This is a genomic window from Pseudoxanthomonas sp. 3HH-4, assembly GCF_006716465.1.
GTDB lineage: Bacteria > Pseudomonadota > Gammaproteobacteria > Xanthomonadales > Xanthomonadaceae > Pseudoxanthomonas_A.
This window is the reverse complement of the sequence record NZ_VFPB01000004.1, coordinates 433089-451882: the sequence shown is the minus strand read 5'-3', so window position 1 is coordinate 451882 and position 18794 is coordinate 433089. Positions and strand designations below refer to the sequence as shown.

The 18794-nt window shown below is 64.4% G+C and carries 18 protein-coding genes; 12 read left to right on the top strand and 6 right to left on the bottom strand.

What is annotated here, in order from left to right; all coding sequences use genetic code 11:
• Positions 1-5: 5 nt before the first annotated feature.
• The 4 genes from FB548_RS14250 to FB548_RS14235 all read left to right on the top strand — a co-directional run bounded on the left by FB548_RS14250 (position 6) and on the right by FB548_RS14235 (position 2781).
• Positions 6-1133: a GNAT family N-acetyltransferase gene (locus FB548_RS14250; RefSeq protein ID WP_142125434.1), complete on the top strand. Its 1128-nt coding sequence runs from the start codon at positions 6-8 to the stop codon at positions 1131-1133.
• A gap of 41 nt (positions 1134-1174) precedes the next feature.
• Positions 1175-1921 carry a leucyl/phenylalanyl-tRNA--protein transferase gene (gene aat, locus FB548_RS14245; RefSeq protein ID WP_142125490.1) on the top strand — a complete coding sequence of 249 codons (747 nt, stop codon included), beginning with the start codon at positions 1175-1177 and terminating at the stop codon, positions 1919-1921.
• Positions 1922-2008: 87 nt separating this feature from the next.
• Positions 2009-2227: a translation initiation factor IF-1 gene (gene infA, locus FB548_RS14240; RefSeq protein WP_055943174.1), complete on the top strand. Its 219-nt coding sequence runs from the start codon at positions 2009-2011 to the stop codon at positions 2225-2227.
• A 191-nt stretch (positions 2228-2418) separates the two neighbouring features.
• A complete protein-coding gene (locus tag FB548_RS14235) occupies positions 2419-2781 on the top strand; it encodes a hypothetical protein (protein WP_142125433.1) in 363 nt (120 codons plus the stop codon).
• Positions 2782-2849: 68 nt separating this feature from the next.
• On the opposite strand, the gene clpA is transcribed toward FB548_RS14235, so the two are convergent.
• On the bottom strand, positions 2850-5129 hold the full coding sequence (gene clpA / locus FB548_RS14230) for an ATP-dependent Clp protease ATP-binding subunit ClpA (RefSeq protein WP_142125432.1): 2280 nt from the start codon (positions 5127-5129) through the stop codon (positions 2850-2852).
• Positions 5130-5279: 150 nt separating this feature from the next.
• On the bottom strand, positions 5280-5600 hold the full coding sequence (clpS, locus tag FB548_RS14225; RefSeq protein ID WP_142125431.1) for an ATP-dependent Clp protease adapter ClpS: 321 nt from the start codon (positions 5598-5600) through the stop codon (positions 5280-5282).
• A 98-nt stretch (positions 5601-5698) separates the two neighbouring features.
• Here clpS and FB548_RS14220 point away from each other — a divergent pair, with 98 nt between their 5' ends.
• The 4 genes from FB548_RS14220 to hflD are packed head-to-tail and all read left to right on the top strand — an operon-like array spanning position 5699 to position 8366.
• On the top strand, positions 5699-6181 hold the full coding sequence (locus FB548_RS14220; RefSeq protein WP_142125430.1) for a hypothetical protein: 483 nt from the start codon (positions 5699-5701) through the stop codon (positions 6179-6181).
• Entirely contained in the window at positions 6182-6643 is a 462-nt protein-coding gene (locus FB548_RS14215; protein ID WP_142125429.1) for an NUDIX hydrolase, read from the top strand.
• Positions 6640-7758, top strand: a complete 1119-nt coding sequence (gene mnmA / locus FB548_RS14210; protein WP_142125428.1) for a tRNA 2-thiouridine(34) synthase MnmA — start codon at positions 6640-6642, stop codon at positions 7756-7758. Before FB548_RS14215 ends, mnmA begins: the two co-directional genes overlap by 4 nt.
• The gene (gene hflD, locus FB548_RS14205) at positions 7755-8366 is read left to right on the top strand and encodes a high frequency lysogenization protein HflD (RefSeq protein WP_142125427.1); all 612 of its coding nucleotides are present in this window, start codon (positions 7755-7757) and stop codon (positions 8364-8366) included. Before mnmA ends, hflD begins: the two co-directional genes overlap by 4 nt.
• 57 nt (positions 8367-8423) lie before the next feature.
• Here hflD and acnB read toward each other — a convergent pair whose 3' ends face one another.
• Genes acnB through FB548_RS14190 form a run of 3 tightly spaced genes read right to left on the bottom strand, consistent with a single transcriptional unit; the run spans position 8424 to position 11672 of the window.
• Positions 8424-11015, bottom strand: coding sequence for a bifunctional aconitate hydratase 2/2-methylisocitrate dehydratase (gene acnB, locus FB548_RS14200; RefSeq protein WP_142125426.1), 2592 nt, complete (start codon positions 11013-11015; stop codon positions 8424-8426).
• Between the two features lie 52 nt (positions 11016-11067).
• Positions 11068-11469, bottom strand: a complete 402-nt coding sequence (locus tag FB548_RS14195) for a type II toxin-antitoxin system VapC family toxin (RefSeq protein WP_142125425.1) — start codon at positions 11467-11469, stop codon at positions 11068-11070.
• On the bottom strand, positions 11466-11672 hold the full coding sequence (locus FB548_RS14190; RefSeq protein WP_142125489.1) for an AbrB/MazE/SpoVT family DNA-binding domain-containing protein: 207 nt from the start codon (positions 11670-11672) through the stop codon (positions 11466-11468). The genes FB548_RS14195 and FB548_RS14190 overlap by 4 nt, the downstream gene beginning before the upstream one ends.
• 228 nt (positions 11673-11900) lie before the next feature.
• Between FB548_RS14190 and acnA the strand changes: the two genes are divergently transcribed.
• Positions 11901-14669, top strand: a complete 2769-nt coding sequence (gene acnA / locus FB548_RS14185; protein ID WP_142125424.1) for an aconitate hydratase AcnA — start codon at positions 11901-11903, stop codon at positions 14667-14669.
• Positions 14670-14904: 235 nt separating this feature from the next.
• Positions 14905-15384 carry a hypothetical protein gene (locus FB548_RS14180; RefSeq protein WP_142125423.1) on the top strand — a complete coding sequence of 160 codons (480 nt, stop codon included), beginning with the start codon at positions 14905-14907 and terminating at the stop codon, positions 15382-15384.
• Here the strand turns inward: FB548_RS14180 and FB548_RS14175 are convergent, their stop codons facing one another.
• Positions 15385-15777, bottom strand: a complete 393-nt coding sequence (locus FB548_RS14175; protein WP_221625966.1) for a nuclear transport factor 2 family protein — start codon at positions 15775-15777, stop codon at positions 15385-15387.
• A 164-nt stretch (positions 15778-15941) separates the two neighbouring features.
• Between FB548_RS14175 and FB548_RS14170 the strand changes: the two genes are divergently transcribed.
• Together FB548_RS14170 and FB548_RS14165 are read left to right on the top strand one after the other, a co-directional pair.
• The gene (locus FB548_RS14170) at positions 15942-17621 is read left to right on the top strand and encodes a long-chain fatty acid--CoA ligase (protein WP_142125421.1); all 1680 of its coding nucleotides are present in this window, start codon (positions 15942-15944) and stop codon (positions 17619-17621) included.
• 265 nt (positions 17622-17886) lie between these two features.
• Positions 17887-18753 (top strand): crotonase/enoyl-CoA hydratase family protein, encoded by an 867-nt coding sequence (locus tag FB548_RS14165; protein WP_142125420.1) that lies wholly within the window; start codon positions 17887-17889, stop codon positions 18751-18753.
• Positions 18754-18794: the final 41 nt, after the last annotated feature.

Below are 18794 nucleotides of genomic sequence, written 5' to 3'. Positions count from 1 at the left end.
TGCCGATGACTGCAGTCCGTTTCTTCTCCTCTCTCGCCAACGTGCCTGCGCTCGCGTGGGATGCGCTGCACGATGGTCGCAACCCTTTTGTTTCCCATGCGTTCCTGCATGGGCTCGAAGCCCAAGGCTGTCTGCGCGAGGAATGGGGCTGGACGCCGCATCACGCAACGTTGTGGGAGGGAGACCTGCTGGTCGCCGCAGCGCCGGGCTACCTCAAGGAAAACTCGCACGGCGAGTTCGTGTTCGACCACGCCTGGGCGCACGCGTACGCGCAGCACGGACTGGACTACTACCCCAAGTGGCTGGGCGGCGTGCCCTACTCGCCTGTCACGGGGCCACGACTGCTGGCATTGGATCATGGCCATCGCGCGTTGCTGCTGACGTCGATCCAGGACGAGGCGCTGCGGCTGAACCTGTCGTCGGCCCACATCAACTTCCCGACACCCGCCGAGGATGCAGGCTTTCCAGAGGGCTGGCTGCCCCGCATCGACGTGCAGTACCACTGGCGCAACCCGGGACACTGGCGCGACTTTGACGGCTTCCTTGCGGATTTCGACCACAAGCACCGCAAGAACATCCGCCAGGAGCGCGCTAAGGTGCAGCGCGCCGGTGTGACCTTCCGTGTCGTGCATGGCGACGACGCCAGCGAGACCGACCTGCAGGTGATGTTCGGGTTCTACCTGCGTACCTTCCGCGACTACGGCAACTCGCCGGCACTGACGCTGCAGTTCCTGCAACATCTCGCGACCTCGCTGCCGCGCAACCTGGTGTTGTTCCTGGCCGATCATCAAGGACGCACGATCGCAGGGGCGCTGTGCCTGCGTGGAGGGGACACCCTGTATGGCCGTTACTGGGGCGCGGAGAGCGCGCTGCCGGGACTGCATTTCGAGACCTGTTACTACCAGGGCATCGATTATTGCTTGCGCGAGGGATTGAAGATCTTCGAACCCGGCGCCCAGGGCGAGCACAAGATCGCGCGCGGCTTCCTGCCCACTTTCGTGTACTCGCGTCACTGGATCGCCCGTCCGGACTTCTCCGCCGCCCTGGCCGCCTGGTCCAGGGAAGAAACCTTGGCCGTACGCCGCTATGCCCGCAGCCTGCAGGAACATACACCGTTCAAGCATCGCGATTGAACCCGGCGCGTCGCGTCATGAATGCCCCCTACAATCGCGGCATGCGCCAACGGCCGTTTGTCCTGTCTTCCGACCCCCACGCCCCCTTCCCCCACGCGGGCGCCGCCATGCGCGAACCGGACGGGTTGCTGGCGATCGGCGGCGACCTTTCCCTGCCGCGCTTGCTCAACGCCTACCGGCACGGCATTTTCCCGTGGTTTTCAGACGGCCAGCCGCCGCTGTGGTGGTCGCCCGATCCCCGCATGGTGTTTCATACGGACGGCGTGCGACTGCCTTCGCGGTTCCGCCGCGAACTGAAGCGGAGCGCATGGCAGGCCCACGCGGATACCTGCTTCGAGCAGGTCATCACGGCCTGCGCGCAATCGCCGCGGCCGGGACAACGCGGCACCTGGATCACGTCGGGCATGCGGCAGGCCTACATCGACCTGCACCGGCAGGGGCATGCGCATTCGGTGGAAGTATTCGATGGCGACCGTCTGGCCGGCGGCATCTACGGCGTGGCGATCGGCCGGATGTTCTTTGGCGAAAGCATGTTCAGCCACCGATCCGGCGCGTCGAAGGTCGCACTTGCCGCACTGGCGACTCGCTTGCGGGAGTGGGGCTGGCCGTTGATCGACGCGCAGGTGGAAAACGACCACCTTCATTCCCTGGGAGGCTGCCTCGTGCCTCGCGAGACCTTTCTGGAACAGATCGCCGGCCTGGTCGACCTGCCGACGCAGGAAGGTGCCTGGACCACGCGGTTCGGTGTGCTGCCCGCCGCCCTGCTGTCGCAACCCTCGGTGCCATAACGGAATTTTTGCACCAAGAGCCTGGCTGGCGTACAATGCCCGGCTTCATGGCACCCGCCATCTCCTCGCGGCACAGCACAGGCATACATGTCGAAAGACGATTCCATTGAATTCGAAGGCACCGTTGCCGAGACGCTGCCCAACACCATGTTCCGGGTCAAGCTGGAAAACGGCCACGAAATCATCGCCCACATCTCCGGCCGCATGCGCAAGAACTACATCCGCATCCTGACCGGCGACAAGGTGAAGGTCGAAATGACCCCGTATGACCTCACCAAGGGTCGAATCACGTACCGCATGAAGTAATACGCGCAACTATTTGATTTGAAAGCGGCCAATGGCCGCTTTCTGCGTTTATGCGTCCGCGCGGAACACGGGATGCCATGACCTCCGGCACCGGGTCGCTGGTAACGACCACCAACGGCAGATTTGAAACCGGGGACCGATGCGTAGCGTGGCCGTAGCCAATTCCGGCTGCCAACGCTTCGAGCGGTGCCATGAACCCACGTCTTGTTCCCTCCATCCTGTTCGTTGCGAGCTTGGCCCCCTTGGCGGCACTGGCGGGCGAGCAGGTCACCACGTGCGTGAGCTTGGGCAACGATCAGGAAATCATCCGAGCCGGCGGCGGTGAGCAGTTCTATCTGCGTGACGGCCAGAGCCACTACCGGATCGCATTCCGGAACAGCTGTGCCGCCATCACCATGACGCCCACCGTGGAAATCTCCACGAATGGCCAAGTGGGCCAACTATGCCCGCAGGACACCAAGGTGATGACGAAGCGCGGGAACTGCCGCGTCAGCGCCGTGGAGCAGATCACGGCCGATGAGTTCGCTGCCCGCAAGCGACGTGCGCGACAGTAAGGACGCCGCAAGGAAAAGGCGGCCCGGAGGCCGCCTTTTCTGACCTGGTCGCGTGAGCGTCCGGCCGACTACACCGTCGCGGGCAACAGCCGCTCCGGTTCAGCCTGCGCATCGACCACCAGTTCGCCATCGCGCACGTCGATACTGACCCGGCCACCCTCCACCAGCTTGCCGAACAGTAGCTCGTCGGCCAGCGGACGCTTCACCTTGTCCTGGATCAGGCGGGCCATCGGGCGCGCGCCCATCAGCGGATCGAAGCCGTGCTGGGCCAGCCAGTCGCGTGCCGCCGGGGTGGCGGAAAGGCTGACGTGCTTCTCCTGCAGCAGCATTTCCAGCTCGATGACGAACTTGTCCACCACGCGCAGGATGTGCTCGAAGCCCAACCCCTGGAACTGCACGATGGCATCCAGCCGGTTGCGGAATTCAGGGGTGAAACTGCGACGGATCACTTCCATCGCGTCCGTCGAATGATCCTGCTGCATGAAGCCGATGGTCCGGCGCGACGCCTGCGCCGCACCGGCGTTGGTCGTCATCACCAGGATGACGTTCTTGAAGTTGGCCTCGCGCCCATTGGTATCCGTCAACACCCCGCGGTCCATGACCTGCAGCAGGATGTTGAAGATGTCGGGATGCGCCTTCTCCACTTCGTCCAGCAGCAGCACGCAGTGCGGTGTCTTGACGATCTTCTCGGTCAGCAGGCCGCCCTGGTCGAAGCCGACATAGCCCGGGGGCGCACCGATCAGGCGGCTGACCGAATGCGGCTCCATGTATTCGGACATGTCGAAGCGCACCAGCTCGATACCCAGCTGCAGCGCCAGTTGCTTGGTGACCTCGGTCTTGCCGACGCCGGTCGGACCGGCGAACAGGAAGTTGCCGATCGGCTTCTCCGGATTGGCCAGGCCGCTGCGCGCCAGCTTGATGGACGATGCCAGCGTCTCGATGGCGGGGTCTTGCCCGAAGATCACCATCTTCAGGTTGCGCTCCAGGTGCTGCAGCACGTCCTTGTCGGACGAGGACACCTGCTTGGCCGGGATGCGCGCCATCTTGGCGACGATGGTCTCGATCTCCTCGACGTCGATCAGTTCCTTGCGTGTTTCCATTGGCAGAAGGCGCTGGCGTGCGCCGGCCTCGTCGATGACGTCGATGGCCTTGTCCGGCAGCAGGCGGTCTCCGATGTGCTTGACCGACAGATCGACGGCCGCCTGCAGCGCATCATCCGCGTAGGTCACGCCATGGTGCGCTTCGTACTTGGGCTTCAGCCCCTGCAGGATTTCATAGGTCTCGCCCACCGTCGGCTCGACGATGTCGATCTTCTGGAAGCGGCGCGCCAGCGCCCGGTCCTTCTCGAAGATGCCGCGGTACTCCTGGAACGTGGTCGAGCCGATGCAGCGCAGCTCGCCCGAAGCCAGCGCCGGCTTGATAAGGTTCGACGCATCCATCGTGCCGCCACTGGCCGAGCCGGCGCCAATGATGGTGTGGATCTCGTCGACGAACAGGATGGCGCCGGGGATCTTCTTGATCGAAGCCAGTACGCCCTTCAGGCGCTTCTCGAAGTCGCCGCGGTACTTGGTGCCGGCGACCAGCGCGCCGAGGTCCAGCGAGTAGATGACGGCGTCCAGCAGGACCTCGGGCACTTCGCCTTCGACGATGCGCTTGGCCAGACCCTCGGCGAGCGCGGTCTTGCCCACGCCTGCTTCGCCGACGTAGAGCGGATTGTTCTTGCGGCGGCGGCACAGCACCTGGATGGTCCGCTCGATCTCGTCGCCACGGCCGACCAGCGGATCGATCCTGCCCTGGCGCGCCATGTCGTTGAGGTTGCTGGCGAACTCGGTCAGGGCGTCGCCCTTGCCTTCACCTTCGCCCGCCTCGGCCTTGCCCTCGCCTTCCGGCTGGCCTGTCCCTTCGTTGTCCTCGCCCTGTTTGGCGATGCCGTGGGACAGGTAGTTGACGATATCCAGCCGCGTCACGTCCTGCTGATTGAGGAAATAGACTGCGTGCGAGTCCTTTTCGCCGAAGATGGCGACCAGCACGTTGGCGCCGGTGACTTCTTTCTTGCCCGACGACTGCACATGGTAGACCGCGCGCTGCAGCACGCGCTGGAATCCGAGGGTCGGTTGGGTGTCGCGGCCGTCGTCTTCGGCCAGCCGCGAAACGGAGGCTTCGATGGCCTGCTCCAGATCGGCTCGCAGGCGATTGGCGTCCGCGCCAGTGGCCTTGAGGACGGCCTGCGCCGACGGGTTTTCGAGCAGCGCGAGCAACAGGTGCTCGACCGTCATGAATTCGTGCCGTGCTTCGCGGGCGCGCTTGTAGCACTGGCCGATGGTTTGCTCGAGGTCTTTACTGAACATGATTGCCTCCGGGGCCTATGCCGACAATATGCGGCTTGGCGGGCGGTTTTCCATCACCCTACCGGATTTCAGTGTTCAGGGATCGTTGCCTTGTACTCCTCAGCGGCGCCCCCACACCGTTTCCGTCCCGGCAAGCCCACGCCGGACCCCTCAGGACTTCTCCATCGTGCACAGCAGGGGATGCTGGTTCATACGGGAAAACTCGTTGACCTGGGCCACCTTGGATTCGGCCACCTCACGGGTGTATACGCCGCAGACTCCACGTCCACGGGTATGCACGTGCAGCATCACCTGGGTCGCCTTCTCCAGGTCCATGGCAAAGAACTGTTGCAGGACGGTCACCACGAAGTCCATCGGCGTGTAGTCGTCGTTGAGCAACAATACCTGGTATAGGGGCGGTGGCGCGACCTCGGGCCGGCTGGTCTCCACCATCAGGCCATGGTCGCGTTCGTTTTCGTTCTTTCGGGACATGAGCGAATTATAGGCGTGGAAGCCGGCCCTCGCCGCCCGCATGGACGCCATGCGTGGCCCCGGCCACAATGCGCCTTCCAAATACTGCCGAGCCGACCATGAAACCTGCGCTGTCCCGATTGTCCTCCGCCGCCCTGCTGTGCGCCACCGCGATCGCGACACCCGTGCTCGCGGCCGACGCCTCGGTGGACGCCCGGCTGACGGCGCGCGGGATCCAGTTCGAAGTGGACGCCGACGGCGACTACAAGGTCACCTACTCCTACAAGCAGGAGAATCGGACCCAGCTGGTCTTCGTCTCCGGCCGCACCGAACACGTCAACGGCATCAGCATCCGCGAGGTGTTTTCCCCGGCCGGCCGCGTCGCCGCTGACGGCATCGATGGCGCCAAGGCGCTCACACTGATGGCGGACAGCCGCGCCAAGAAGCTGGGCAGCTGGGAGCTGTCGGGGGACGTGCTGTACTTCGTCATCAAGCTGCCCGACAGCGTGGACGGCGCGGCGCTGGAAGCCGCGATGGACATCGCGGCGGAAACGGCTGACAACGAGGAAATCGAGCTCTCTGGCGAGAAGGACGAACTGTAAGTGAGCTATCGCGAGGGACGCTTCTGGCAGCCTGACGTGACCGTGGCCACGGTGGTGGTCCGCGACGGCAGGCTGTTGATGGTGGAAGAGCGTGCGCAGGGTCGCCTTGTGTTCAACCAGCCCGCTGGCCACCTGGAACCCGACGAAAGCCTGCTGGAGGCCGCCCGCCGCGAGACCCTTGAGGAAACCGGCTGGGAGGTCGAACTGACCGCCTTCGTGGGTGCCTACCAATGGAAAGCGGAGACAGGTCGGCACTACCTGCGCTTCGCCTTCGCCGCAGAGCCGGTGCGCCATCTCCCAGACCACCCGCTAGACGACGGCATCGTGCAGGCCGTGTGGCTGACACCGGCCGAACTGCAGGCGCGATCCGACCGCCACCGTAGCCCGCTGGTGTGGCAGGTCGTGCAGGACTTCCTCTCGGGACGGCGCTCGCCCCTGTCCACGCTGCAACAGATCGCATGAACCCGCCACGCGTCATCGTGGGCGTCTCGGGCGGCGTGGATTCGTCCGTCGCTGCTCTTCAACTGGTGCGTCAGGGCGAATCCGTCGCGGGCTTGTTCATGCAGAACTGGGCCGATGATGGCTCCGGCGATTGTCGCGCCGAGGACGACCGGCGCGACGCGGTCGCCGTCTGTGGCCGCCTCGGCATTCCGTTCCACTTCCGCGATTTTTCGAGCGAATACTGGAAAGGCGTCTTCGAGCACTTCCTGGCCGAGTACGCCGCAGGCCGGACGCCCAACCCCGATGTGCTGTGCAATCGCGAAGTGAAGTTCAAACACTTCCTGGATGCCGCACGCGACCTGGGCGCCGAGAAGATCGCCACCGGCCACTATGCACGCGTGCACCAGCGGGATGGACGCTGGCGCCTGCTGCGCGGTGTCGACCGCGGCAAGGACCAGAGCTATTTCCTGCATCAGCTCGGCCAGGCACAACTGTCGGCTACGCTGTTTCCGATCGGCGAGCTGCAGAAATCGGACCTGCGCCGCATCGCACGCGACGCCGGCCTGCAGACGCACGACAAGAAGGATTCCACCGGCATCTGCTTCATCGGCGAGCGCGACTTCCGCGAGTTCCTCGGCCGCTACCTGCCCGCCAGGCGCGGCGAAATGCGCGATCCGCAGGGCCAGATAATCGGCGAGCACCCCGGCGTATTCTATTTCACACTCGGTCAGCGTGAAGGCCTGCAGATCGGCGGTGTTCGCGGTCGCCCGCAGGCACCCTGGTATGTCGTGGGCAAGGACGTCGCCCACAATGTCCTGTATGTCGACCAGGACACCCAAAGCCCGTACCTGATGTCCACGCGCCTGTGGACAGAATCGGCGCACTGGGTCGCCGGCAACCCGCCCGCCGGCCGCTTCACCTGCACGGCGCAGACCCGGTACCGGCAGCCGGACGAATCTTGCGAAGTGCTGGTGCTCGACGACGGCACGGTCGCGGTGGAATTCACGGCGCCACAGCGCGCCGTCACGCCCGGACAATCGCTGGTGCTGTATGCCGGCGACGAATGCCTGGGCGGCGCGGTCATCGCGCGCACCGACGCACCTCTTGAAATGAAACTCGCGGAGCAAGCAGCTTGAGCAATAGATATTCCGACCGCGTCCTCGCCCTCGCCGGGTTGGCGCAGGCGCTCCATCAGGTGCGACGCATCGCCGAAACCGGTCAGTCCGAGGGATCTGCCGTGCAGGCCGCACTGGACAGCGTGTTCCGCATCGATGCCGCGTCGCCTGCAGAGGTCTACGGCAGCGTGTCCGGGGTCACGCCCGGCCTGCGCGTCCTGCGCAGCTATCTGGCGAAGGATGCCCACGACGAAGCCCTGCCCCGCCTGGCGATGGCGGTGCTGCAACTGGAGCGTCGCTTTGTGCGCGAGAACGACACGGTGCATGCGGTCACGCGCGGACTGGGCGAGATCGCGCCCCGCGCCGGACAGCAGGGCAGCACGCATCCGGATGTGCTGTCCGCGCTGGGTGGGCTGTACGCCGACACCATCAGCCACCTGCGCCCGCGCGTGATGGTCCAGGGCAACCCGCATTATCTGGGCCAACCCGGCGTGGTGGCCGAGATCCGCGCGATCCTGCTGGCCGCGGTGCGCTCGGCCGTGCTGTGGCGGCAGTTGGGCGGGTCGATGTGGGATTTCGTACTTGGCCGTCGGCAGATGCTGGAGGCGGTGGAGGACTGGCTGGCCTGACCCTGTGGACCGCGCAAGAAAAAGGCCCGGCATTGCCGGGCCTTTTTTGTGTGCCGATCAGGCCGCGACGGTCTTGGCCACGTCCTGATATTCCTCGATCTGATCGAAGTTCATGTAGCGGTAGATCTCGGCACCCTTCTCGTTGATCACGCCGATGTCGGCCATGTACTCGGCCTTGGTCGGGATCCTGCCCAGGCGCGAACAGATCGCGGCCAGCTCGGCCGACCCCAGGAACACATTGGAGTTGCGGCCCAGGCGGTTGGGGAAGTTGCGGGTCGAGGTGGAGAACACCGTCGCACCCTCGCGCACCTGCGCCTGATTGCCCATGCACAGCGAGCAGCCCGGCATCTCCATGCGCGCGCCGGCGGTGCCGAACGTGCCGTAGTGGCCTTCCTTGGTCAGCTCGGACGCATCCATCTTGGTCGGCGGCGCGACCCACAGGCGGGTCGGGATGTCGCGCTTGCCTTCCAGCAGCTTGGCAGCCGCGCGGAAATGGCCGATGTTGGTCATGCACGAACCGATGAAGACCTCATCGATCTGGGTGCCGGCGACATCGGACAGCGTCTTCACATCGTCCGGATCGTTCGGGCAGGCCAGCAGCGGCTCGTGCACCTCGGCCAGATCGATGTCGATGACGGCGGCGTACTCGGCGTCGGCATCCGGCTCCAGCAGCTGCGGATCGACCAGCCACTCCTCCATCTTCTTGATGCGACGGGCCAGCGAACGCGCGTCGGCGTAGCCTTCGGCAATCATCCACTTCAGCAGCGTGATGTTACTGGTCAGATACTCGATGATCGGTTCCTTGTTCAAGCGCACGGTGCAGCCGGCGGCGGAACGCTCGGCCGAGGCGTCGGACAGCTCGAACGCCTGCTCCACCTTCAGGTCCGGCAAGCCTTCGATTTCGAGGATGCGGCCGGAGAAGATGTTCTTCTTGCCCTGCTTGGCCACCGTCAGCAAGCCCGACTTGATGGCGTAGTACGGGATGGCGTTGACCAGGTCGCGTAGCGTGACGCCAGGCTGCATTTCGCCCTTGAAGCGGACCAGCACCGATTCCGGCATGTCCAGCGGCATCACGCCGGTGGCGGCGGCGAAGGCGACCAGACCCGAGCCGGCCGGGAACGAGATGCCCACCGGGAAGCGCGTGTGCGAGTCGCCGCCGGTGCCGACGGTGTCGGGCATCAACATGCGGTTGAGCCAGCTGTGGATCACGCCGTCACCCGGGCGCAGCGAGATGCCGCCGCGGGTGGAGATGAATTCCGGCAGCGTGTGGTGGGTCTTCACGTCCACCGGCTTCGGATAGGCCGCCGTATGGCAGAACGACTGCATGACCAGGTCGGCCGAGAAGCCCAGGCAGGCCAGGTCCTTCAGCTCGTCGCGGGTCATCGGACCGGTGGTGTCCTGCGAACCCACCGAGGTCATCTTCGGTTCGCAGTACGCGCCCGGACGCACGCCCTGGCCTTCCGGCAGGCCGCAGGCGCGACCCACCATCTTCTGCGCCAGCGAGAAGCCCTTGCCGCTGTCGGCCGGCTGCTGCGGCTGGCGGAACAGATCCGTCGCCGGGAGCTTCAGCGCTTCGCGCGCCTTCGCGGTCAGGCCGCGGCCGATGATCAGCGGGATGCGGCCACCGGCGCGCACTTCGTCGAACAGCACGTCGGACTTCACCTGGAACTCGGCGATCACTTCACCGTTCTTCAACGCCTTGCCGTCGTACGGACGCAGCTCGACCACATCGCCGTGGCTCATCTGCGACACGTCGAGTTCGATCGGCAGCGCGCCGGCATCCTCCATGGTGTTGTAGAAGATCGGGGCGATCTTGGAACCCAGGCAGACGCCGCCGAAGCGCTTGTTCGGAATGAACGGGATGTCCTCGCCAGTGAACCACAGCACGCTGTTGGTCGCCGATTTGCGCGAGGAACCGGTGCCGACCACATCGCCGACGTAGGCGACCAGGTGGCCCTTGTTCTTCAGCGACAGGATTTCCTGGATCGGACCGCGCTTGCCGTCTTCTTCCGGCACGAACGGCGCGTCGGGGCGCTTGTTCTTCAGCATCGCCAGCGCGTGCAACGGAATGTCCGGGCGCGTGGTCGCGTCGGGCGCCGGCGACAGGTCGTCGGTGTTGGTCTCGCCGGGCACCTTGAAGACCGTGATGGTCAGGCTCTGCGGCACTTCCGGCTTGCTGGTGAACCACTCGGCGTCGGCCCAGCTCTTCAGCACGGCCTGTGCGTGGGCGTTGCCCTGCTCCGCCTTCTCCTGCACGTCGTGGAAGCTGTCGAACATCAGCAGCGTGTGCTTCAGGCCTTCGGCGGCGGTCGCACCCAGCTCTGCGTTGTCGAGCAGCTCGATCAGCGGGTGGATGTTGTAGCCGCCCAGCATCGTGCCCAGCAGCTCGGTGGCGCGCTGCGGGGTGATCAGCGGGGTCTTCTCGGTGCCGAAGGCCACGGCGGCCAGGTAGGACGCCTTGACCTTGGCGGCATCGTCGACGCCGGCGGGCACGCGGTGGGTGATCAGCTCGACCAGGAAGTCTTCTTCACCAGCCGGCGGGTTCTTCAGCAGTTCGATGACCTCGGCCGTCTGCTGGGCCGTCAGCGGCAGCGGCGGGATGCCCAGCGCGGCGCGCTCGGCTACGTGGTGGCGATAGGCTTCCAACATGGATGACTCCGGTCGTTCGATGGTGCGGTGGAAAGGGAAAATGGGGTGCTGCTTATTCGTTCGCGGGCACGATCAGTTTCAGGCCCTTGAAATAGTCGCGATGGAAGGCGGTGTCGAAGGTGATCAGGCCGTCGCACTGCAACAGCGCATGTGCACCGACCAGGAAGTCGGCGATCGGTCGCGCCTCGCCGGAACGCTGGCGGTGTCGGCGCTGCATCTCGCCTGCCCGCACGGCGGATTTGGCTTCGACAGCATTGAAGTGGACGCCCATTTCCTCGATGGCGGCCAGGGCATCCGCACCGTTGCGCAGGGACGCGCACAGCTGCGCCAGCGCGGCATCGCAGACCACCACCCGGCCGCTGCCCAGACTCTGGCGCAGGCCGGCCTCCACGGCGTCCGCGCGCGGGCCGTCGGTCAGCAGTTCGATCAGGACGGGGGCGTCAACGGCGATCATTCGCTGGGCGTGTCCTTGGCGGCTTCGCTGTCAAGGGCGAACTTGCCGCGCACGCGCGAGATCGCGTCGTCGACGCTCTTCCGCAACACGATGCGACTACCTTCCAGTTCGACCTTCAGCACGCTGCCCTTGGTCAGGCCCAGCGCGTCCCGCACAGCCTTCGGGAGGGTGATCTGTCCACGCTCGGCAACGGTGGCTTCCATCGTCACGCCCTCTTGAGTATGGACGAATTATACATACTTTCTCTGGCATACCCCAGCACAGGAGTTCGCCCCGCCCCCCCGTCACCGCCCGTCCCGCCCTTCGGCTTTGGTCGGGTCACGACCGTCTCAGTCTTGGCGGATAATCCGGGCAAGCATCGACAAGACGCGAAGGAACGGCGGCCTATGCTGCTCCTGCGCCCCTTCCCCATAGCTACAGGAGCCTCTGCGATGAGCGATTCCTTCGCCACCCGCCGTTCCCTGGACGTCAACGGCACGTCCTACACCTATTTCAGCCTCCCGGCCCTTGCCGAGCGACTGGACCCGGCGGGCGGCTTTGCCCGCCTGCCCTACTCGCTGAAGATCCTGCTGGAGAACCTGCTGCGCTGCGAGGACGGCGTGACCGTGCTGCCGGAACACATCCAGGCGATTGCGCAGTGGGAGGCGACCCGCGAACCGGACACCGAAATCGCCTTCATGCCTGCGCGCGTCGTGCTGCAGGACTTCACTGGGGTTCCCTGCGTCGTCGACTTGGCGGCCATGCGCGACGCCGTAGTGAAACTGGGCGGCAATGCCGACCAGATCAACCCACTGATCCCCTCCGAACTGGTCATCGACCACTCGGTGCAGGTGGACTTGTTCGGTAGCGCCGACGCGCTGGACCTCAACGGCAAGATCGAGTTCGACCGCAACAAGGAGCGCTACAGTTTCCTGCGCTGGGGCCAGAAGGCGTTCGACAATTTCAAGGTGGTGCCGCCCAACACCGGCATCGTCCACCAGGTGAACCTGGAGAACCTCGCACGCGTCGTGATGACGGGCGAGAAGGACGGCCAGGCCATCGCCTATCCCGACACCGTCTTCGGCACCGACAGCCACACCACCATGATCAATGGCATCGGCGTGCTTGGCTGGGGTGTGGGCGGCATCGAGGCCGAGGCCGCGATGCTGGGCCAGCCGTCGTCGATGCTGATCCCCCAGGTGGTCGGCTTCAAGCTGACCGGCAAGCTGCCCGAAGGCGCCACCGCCACCGACCTGGTACTGACCGTCACCCAGATGCTGCGCAAGCTGGGCGTGGTGGGCAAGTTCGTCGAGTTCTATGGCGACGGCCTGCAGCACCTGCCGCTGGCGGATCGAGCCACCATCGGCAACATGGCGCCGGAATACGGTGCGACCTGCGGCATTTTCCCGATCGACACCGAGTCGTTGACCTACCTGCGCCTGTCCGGACGCAGCGAGGAGCAGATCGCGCTGGTCGAGGCCTATGCCAAGGCGCAGGGGTTGTGGCACGACGCCAATAGTCCGCACGCCGAGTACAGCGCCACGCTGCACTTGGACATGGGCGATGTAAGGCCGTCGCTGGCTGGCCCCAAGCGTCCGCAGGACCGCGTGCTGTTGCAGGACATGAAGCAGAACTTCCGCGACAACCTGACGCCCTTCGTCGACGCGCGCCGCAAGCGCATCGACCTGGTACAGGAGGATCGCCTGAAGAATGAAGGCGGCGGCGGCACCGCCGTCGGTGCACACGAAGCTGCGCATGAATCCTCGCCGGACAGCGGCGGCGGCTGGAGGCTGCAGGATGGGTCGGTCGTCATCGCCGCCATCACGTCCTGCACCAACACTTCCAATCCCGCCGTCATGCTGGGGGCCGGACTGCTGGCCCGCAATGCCGTGGCCAAGGGATTGAAAGCGCAACCCTGGGTCAAGACATCGCTGGGCCCGGGTTCGCGCGTAGTCACCGACTACCTGGAAAAAGCCGGTGTGCTGTCCGACCTGGAGAAGCTCGGCTTCTACGTGGTCGGCTATGGCTGCACTACCTGCATCGGCAATTCAGGCCCGTTGCCCGACGACGTGTCGGCCGCCATCGCCAAGGACGACCTGGTCGTGGCGTCGGTGCTGTCGGGCAACCGCAACTTCGAGGGTCGCGTGCATCCCGAAGTGAAGATGAACTACCTCGCAAGCCCACCCCTGGTAGTGGCCTACGCCATCGCCGGCACCACCGATATCGATCTCACCACCCAGCCGCTGGGCACCGGCAGCGATGGCCAGCCGGTCTACCTGAAGGACATCTGGCCCACCAACAAGGAAATCGGCGACTTCATCGCGCGTACGGTGGGGCCTGAGATGTTCGCGAAAAACTACGCCGACGTGTTCAAGGGCGACAGCCGGTGGAACATGATCGCGTCGCCGGATGGCGCGCTTTATGCATGGGACGGCGGCTCCACCTACATCAAGAATCCGCCCTACTTCGATGGCATGTCGATGGACGTGGGCAGCATCGACGACGTGCATGGCGCACGCGTGCTCGGACTGTTCGGCGATTCCATCACCACCGACCACATTTCGCCGGCAGGCAACATCAAGAAGGACTCGCCGGCGGGCCGCTTCCTGCAGCAGCGTGGCGTGCAGCCTGTGGATTTCAACAGCTACGGCAGCCGTCGCGGCAACGATGACGTGATGGTGCGCGGCACCTTCGCCAACATCCGCATCAAGAACCTGATGTTCGGCGGCGAGGAAGGCGGCAACACGCTGTACTTCGGCAGCACGCCGCCCGAGAAGATGTCCATCTACGACGCCGCAATGAAATACAAGGCCCATGGCGTGCCGCTGGTGGTGATCGCAGGCAAGGAATACGGCACAGGCTCCTCGCGCGACTGGGCCGCGAAGGGCACCAATCTGCTGGGCGTGAAAGCGGTGATCGCGGAGAGCTTCGAGCGCATCCATCGCTCCAACCTGGTCGGCATGGGCGTACTCCCGCTGCAGTTCGTCGATGGACAGAACGCGCAGTCGCTCGGCCTGGATGGTTCGGAGACGTTCGATGTCACCGGTTTGCAGGACGGCGCCGCCAAGGTCGCCACGGTCAGCGCACGCAAGCTCGACGGTACCGAGCTGAAGTTCCAGGCCAAGGTCCTGCTGCTGACGCCCAAGGAAGTGGAGTACTTCCGCCATGGCGGGCTGCTGCATTACGTCCTGCGCCAGTTGGCTGCACGCAAGGCTGCCTGACGCACCATCGACGGGTTCCAGCGACAGAGAAACGGGGCCGCCCTGAGGCGGCCCTGTTCATGAGCAGGAGCGCCTTCGGACGGGACTTCGCGTCCCTGTCCCCTTGCTCGAATCTGTCCGGCGTGGACCTCGCCTCCGCATGCGCTTCGGCAACGGCGTTCGACACGTTGCCGGTCGCACACGCGGGTTGCGTTGAACCGGAGAGAGCCTTCGTTCGACGTCGGGAGCCAGCGACATGAACATCATGATCCTTCGCCTGTGTGTGTTGCTGGCGTCTACCTGCCTGGCAGGAGCCACGGCGCCCATCGTGCTGGCAGCATCGCCTGACGCCGAACAAGCCAGGCGCATCGCCGAGCAGTACGTCACCGGCAAGCAGTCGGCAGGCGGAAATCCACAGGAAGGCTATGAGGCGGGCGATGTCGTGGTGACAGACCTCGACGGCGATGGCCAGGACGAAATCGTCGTTCTGTGGACCATGTACGGCCCCACCTACTGGAACCATGGCGTTGCAGTGCTGGCAAAAAACGGAGCGCGCTACATGCCGGCAGGAGAAACGCTGGAGCCCTTGGGCAGCGTCGAAGCCATGACGGTCCGCCAAGGCGTGGTGGAACTCAAGACGAAGTGGCCTGGTCCGGATGATCCACGCTGCTGTCCCAGCGTCGCCAAGACGCTCCGCTACCGATGGACACCTGGAAAACTCACGCCTGTGAAGTGATCACCGGGCGTCCTCCCACTGCGCGTGGTAGACGCGCCAGTCTCCGTCCTCGCGATGCCAGGCCGTCGTTACCTCGTAGGTGCTGGCCTGCCCGGGCAGCAATCGACCGTTCCCGCCCGTCAGCAATACATGGAATGCAACCGAAGCACTTTCGCCATCCACCCGTACATCGAGCGGACCCGTGGTAGCGCCGATGCGCGCATTCGCCAACGTGTGCATCTTCAGGAGGTTGTGCAGCGCAGCATGATCCATGCCGCCATCACCACTGAAGTCTCGACTCACACCGTCCATGAAATCGCCGACACGGCCCTCTTCCGCGGCCGCCTGCATGTCGTCGAACCGTTGCCGCAGCTGCGCCTCGGGAGTATCGGTCGTGCACGCGACCAGGCCCATCATCAGCGCCAGGAGACACCCGACTCCCTTCCACCTCAATGTCGACATCGAAACCTTCGCCTTTTCCATCCGGAACGGTATGCTCCCGACAGGCGCCCGTGACCGGGCGCTTGCCCACAGTTCGCCGCAAGGCAGCCCGAAGACCCTGGGGAGGGAGCAGAACGATGAGTCAGGAACGTCCGTGGTTCAAGAGTTACCCGCAAGGCGTGCCGCAGGAAGTGGACCTGGAGCAGTACCGCTCCATCGTGTCCGTCTTCGATGAGGCGATCAGCAAGTACCGCGACCGCCCCGCGTTTCGCAATTTCGGCAAGACCCTGACCTACGGCGAGATCGACAAGCTCAGCCGCCAGTTCGCGGCTTACCTGCTCGGCGAACTGAAGCTCAAGAAGGGCGACCGTGTCGCCATCATGATGCCGAACTGCCTGCAGTACCCCATCGCCATCTTCGGCGTGCTTCGCGCGGGACTGACGGTCGTCAACGTCAATCCGATGTACACCCCGCGCGAACTGAAGCACCAGCTTGTGGACTCGGGCGCCAGCGTGCTGCTGGTCGTGGACAACTTCGGCAAGACCGCGCAGGAAGCCCTGACCGGCACGCAGGTCAAGCAGGTCATCACCACGGCACTGGGCGACCTGGTCGGTTTCCCCAAGGGTGCCATCGTCAACTTCGTGCTGAAGTACGTGAAGAAGATGGTGCCGGATTACGACATCCCCGGCACCGTACGCTTCAAGGACACGCTGACACTGGGGCAGTTGCATACACTGCCCGAGGTCGACATCGATTCCGGCGACATCGCCTTCCTGCAGTACACCGGTGGTACCACCGGCGTGGCCAAGGGCGCGATGCTCACGCACCGCAATCTCGTGGCCAATATGCAGCAGGCAGGTGTATGGGTCGGAACCGGCCTCGACTACGGCAACGAAGTGATCATCACCGCGTTGCCGCTGTACCACATCTTCGCGCTGACGGCGAACTGCCTGGTCTTCATGAAGCTCGGCGGACTGAATCACCTGATCACGAATCCTCGCGACATGCCGGGCTTCGTCAAGGAACTCAAGGCCAACCGCTTCACCGCGATAACCGGCGTCAACACGCTGTTCAATGGCTTGCTCAACACGCCCGGTTTCGATGAAGTCGATTTTTCCAATCTCAAGATGACGCTCGGTGGCGGCATGGCCGTGCAGCGTGCGGTGGCCGAGAAATGGAAGAAGGTCACCGGTGTAACGCTGGTCGAGGCCTACGGCCTGACCGAAACGTCGCCTGCGGCCTGCATCAACCCGATGAACCTGCACGATTACAACGGCGCCATCGGCCTGCCGGTGCCCTCGACCGATGCCTGTCTGAAGGACGACGATGGCAACATCGTGCCCGTCGGCGAGGTCGGTGAACTGTGCATCAAGGGCCCGCAGGTGATGAAGGGCTACTGGCAGCGTCCTGAGGAAACCGCGAACGTCATGGACGCCGATGGCTGGCTGCATACCGGCGACATGGCGAAGATGGACGAGAACGGCTTCTTCTACATCGTCGACCGGAAGAAGGACATGATCCTGGTCTCCGGCTTCAACGTGTATCCGAATGAGGTCGAGGACGTCATCGCCGGGCTGGAAGGGGTGCTGGAAGTCGCTGCGATCGGCGTGCCGGATGACAAGTCGGGTGAGGCCGTGAAGGTCTTCATCGTGAAGAAGGATCCCAACCTCACTGCCGAACAAGTGAAGGCGTACTGTCGCGACAACCTGACCGGTTACAAGCAACCGCGCCACATCGAGTTCCGCACGGAACTGCCCAAGACCAACGTCGGCAAGATCCTGCGCAAGGAATTGCGGGAGCCCGCCAAGGCATCCTGAACCCTGTTCATGTATCTGAAGAAGGCCGGCCTTGTGTCGGCCTTTTTCTTTTTGTTCAGGACTTTAGAGGCAGATTCTAGACGCGCATCACAAATTTCGATGCTGGTATGCCATTAGCGCGCTTTCCCTCGCACAAGCGCGCGCGTGCACTGGATTTTAATTATTCGTTCAGGTGTAGGATCGGCGCGTGATGCCACCTGCGTCACATAAATCCGTCACCCGCTTCCCCTGCCGCGCGGGCAAGAAACCCTCCATGGAGCTCCTCATGAACAACGTCGAAAAACTGCAGCGCACCCGTGCCTTCCCGACCATCCGCGTCGAATCCGAACCCAGCGGTGATGCCCACTGGCTGTACATGCATTCCGATGCGGCACCCGGCGTGCGTCCTTGCTTCCGAAGCCAGATGCTCGACGACGTGCTCAGCTTCACCAACTCGATCACCTTGCGCGAATCGCAGCGCCAGCCCGGCAAGCTGCGTCATCTGGTGATCGCATCCGATGCGAATGCGTTCAACCTTGGCGGCGACCTGGAACTGTTCTCGCAACTGATCCGCGAGAACAACCGCGACCGCCTGCTGAGCTACGCGCGTCGCTGCATCGATGGTGTCCACCACCTCAACACCGGCCTCGGCGGCGACGTCCGCACCATCGCATTGATCCAGGGCGATGCCTTGGGTGGCGGCCTTGAGATCGCGTTGTCCTGCCACACCATCGTGGCCGAAGAAGGCGTGGACATGGGACTGCCGGAAGTACTGTTCGGCCTGTTCCCGGGCATGGGCGCCTACTCCTTCCTGTGCAAGCGCGTGTCGCCGCAGGTCGCCGAGAAGATCATCCTGGAAGGCAACATCTACACCAGCGACGAGCTGTACAGGATGGGCGTGGTCGATGTGCTGGTGCCGAAGGGCCAGGGCGCCGCCGCCGTGCAGACCATCATCGACAAGCAGCGTCGTTCACCGCACGCGCACCTGGCGCTGAATGCCTGCCGCAACCTGGCCCAGCCGGTTGGTTACGACGAACTGATGGGCATCACCGAAGTGTGGGTGGATACCGCGCTGACCCTGGGCGACAAATCGTTGAAGATGATGGAACGCATCGTCCGCGCGCAGGAGAAGCGGTCCATCCGCGCCGCCTGAAAGCACCACCCGTAGACTGCTGCGAACCGGCAGGGAGAATC

Bases quoted from the DNA above. Each gene is read 5' to 3' on its own strand.
- FB548_RS14250 (WP_142125434.1), top strand. From the start codon at position 6: ATGACTGCAGTCCGTTTCTTCTCCTCTCTCGCCAACGTGCCTGCGCTC.
- aat (WP_142125490.1), top strand. From the start codon at position 1,175: ATGCGCCAACGGCCGTTTGTCCTGTCTTCCGACCCCCACGCCCCCTTC.
- infA (WP_055943174.1), top strand. From the start codon at position 2,009: ATGTCGAAAGACGATTCCATTGAATTCGAAGGCACCGTTGCCGAGACG.
- FB548_RS14235 (WP_142125433.1), top strand. From the start codon at position 2,419: ATGAACCCACGTCTTGTTCCCTCCATCCTGTTCGTTGCGAGCTTGGCC.
- clpA (WP_142125432.1), bottom strand. From the start codon at position 5,129: ATGTTCAGTAAAGACCTCGAGCAAACCATCGGCCAGTGCTACAAGCGC.
- clpS (WP_142125431.1), bottom strand. From the start codon at position 5,600: ATGTCCCGAAAGAACGAAAACGAACGCGACCATGGCCTGATGGTGGAG.
- FB548_RS14220 (WP_142125430.1), top strand. From the start codon at position 5,699: ATGAAACCTGCGCTGTCCCGATTGTCCTCCGCCGCCCTGCTGTGCGCC.
- mnmA (WP_142125428.1), top strand. From the start codon at position 6,640: ATGAACCCGCCACGCGTCATCGTGGGCGTCTCGGGCGGCGTGGATTCG.
- acnB (WP_142125426.1), bottom strand. From the start codon at position 11,015: ATGTTGGAAGCCTATCGCCACCACGTAGCCGAGCGCGCCGCGCTGGGC.
- FB548_RS14195 (WP_142125425.1), bottom strand. From the start codon at position 11,469: ATGATCGCCGTTGACGCCCCCGTCCTGATCGAACTGCTGACCGACGGC.
- FB548_RS14190 (WP_142125489.1), bottom strand. From the start codon at position 11,672: ATGGAAGCCACCGTTGCCGAGCGTGGACAGATCACCCTCCCGAAGGCT.
- acnA (WP_142125424.1), top strand. From the start codon at position 11,901: ATGAGCGATTCCTTCGCCACCCGCCGTTCCCTGGACGTCAACGGCACG.
- FB548_RS14180 (WP_142125423.1), top strand. From the start codon at position 14,905: ATGAACATCATGATCCTTCGCCTGTGTGTGTTGCTGGCGTCTACCTGC.
- FB548_RS14175 (WP_221625966.1), bottom strand. From the start codon at position 15,777: ATGGGCCTGGTCGCGTGCACGACCGATACTCCCGAGGCGCAGCTGCGG.
- FB548_RS14170 (WP_142125421.1), top strand. From the start codon at position 15,942: ATGAGTCAGGAACGTCCGTGGTTCAAGAGTTACCCGCAAGGCGTGCCG.
- FB548_RS14165 (WP_142125420.1), top strand. From the start codon at position 17,887: ATGAACAACGTCGAAAAACTGCAGCGCACCCGTGCCTTCCCGACCATC.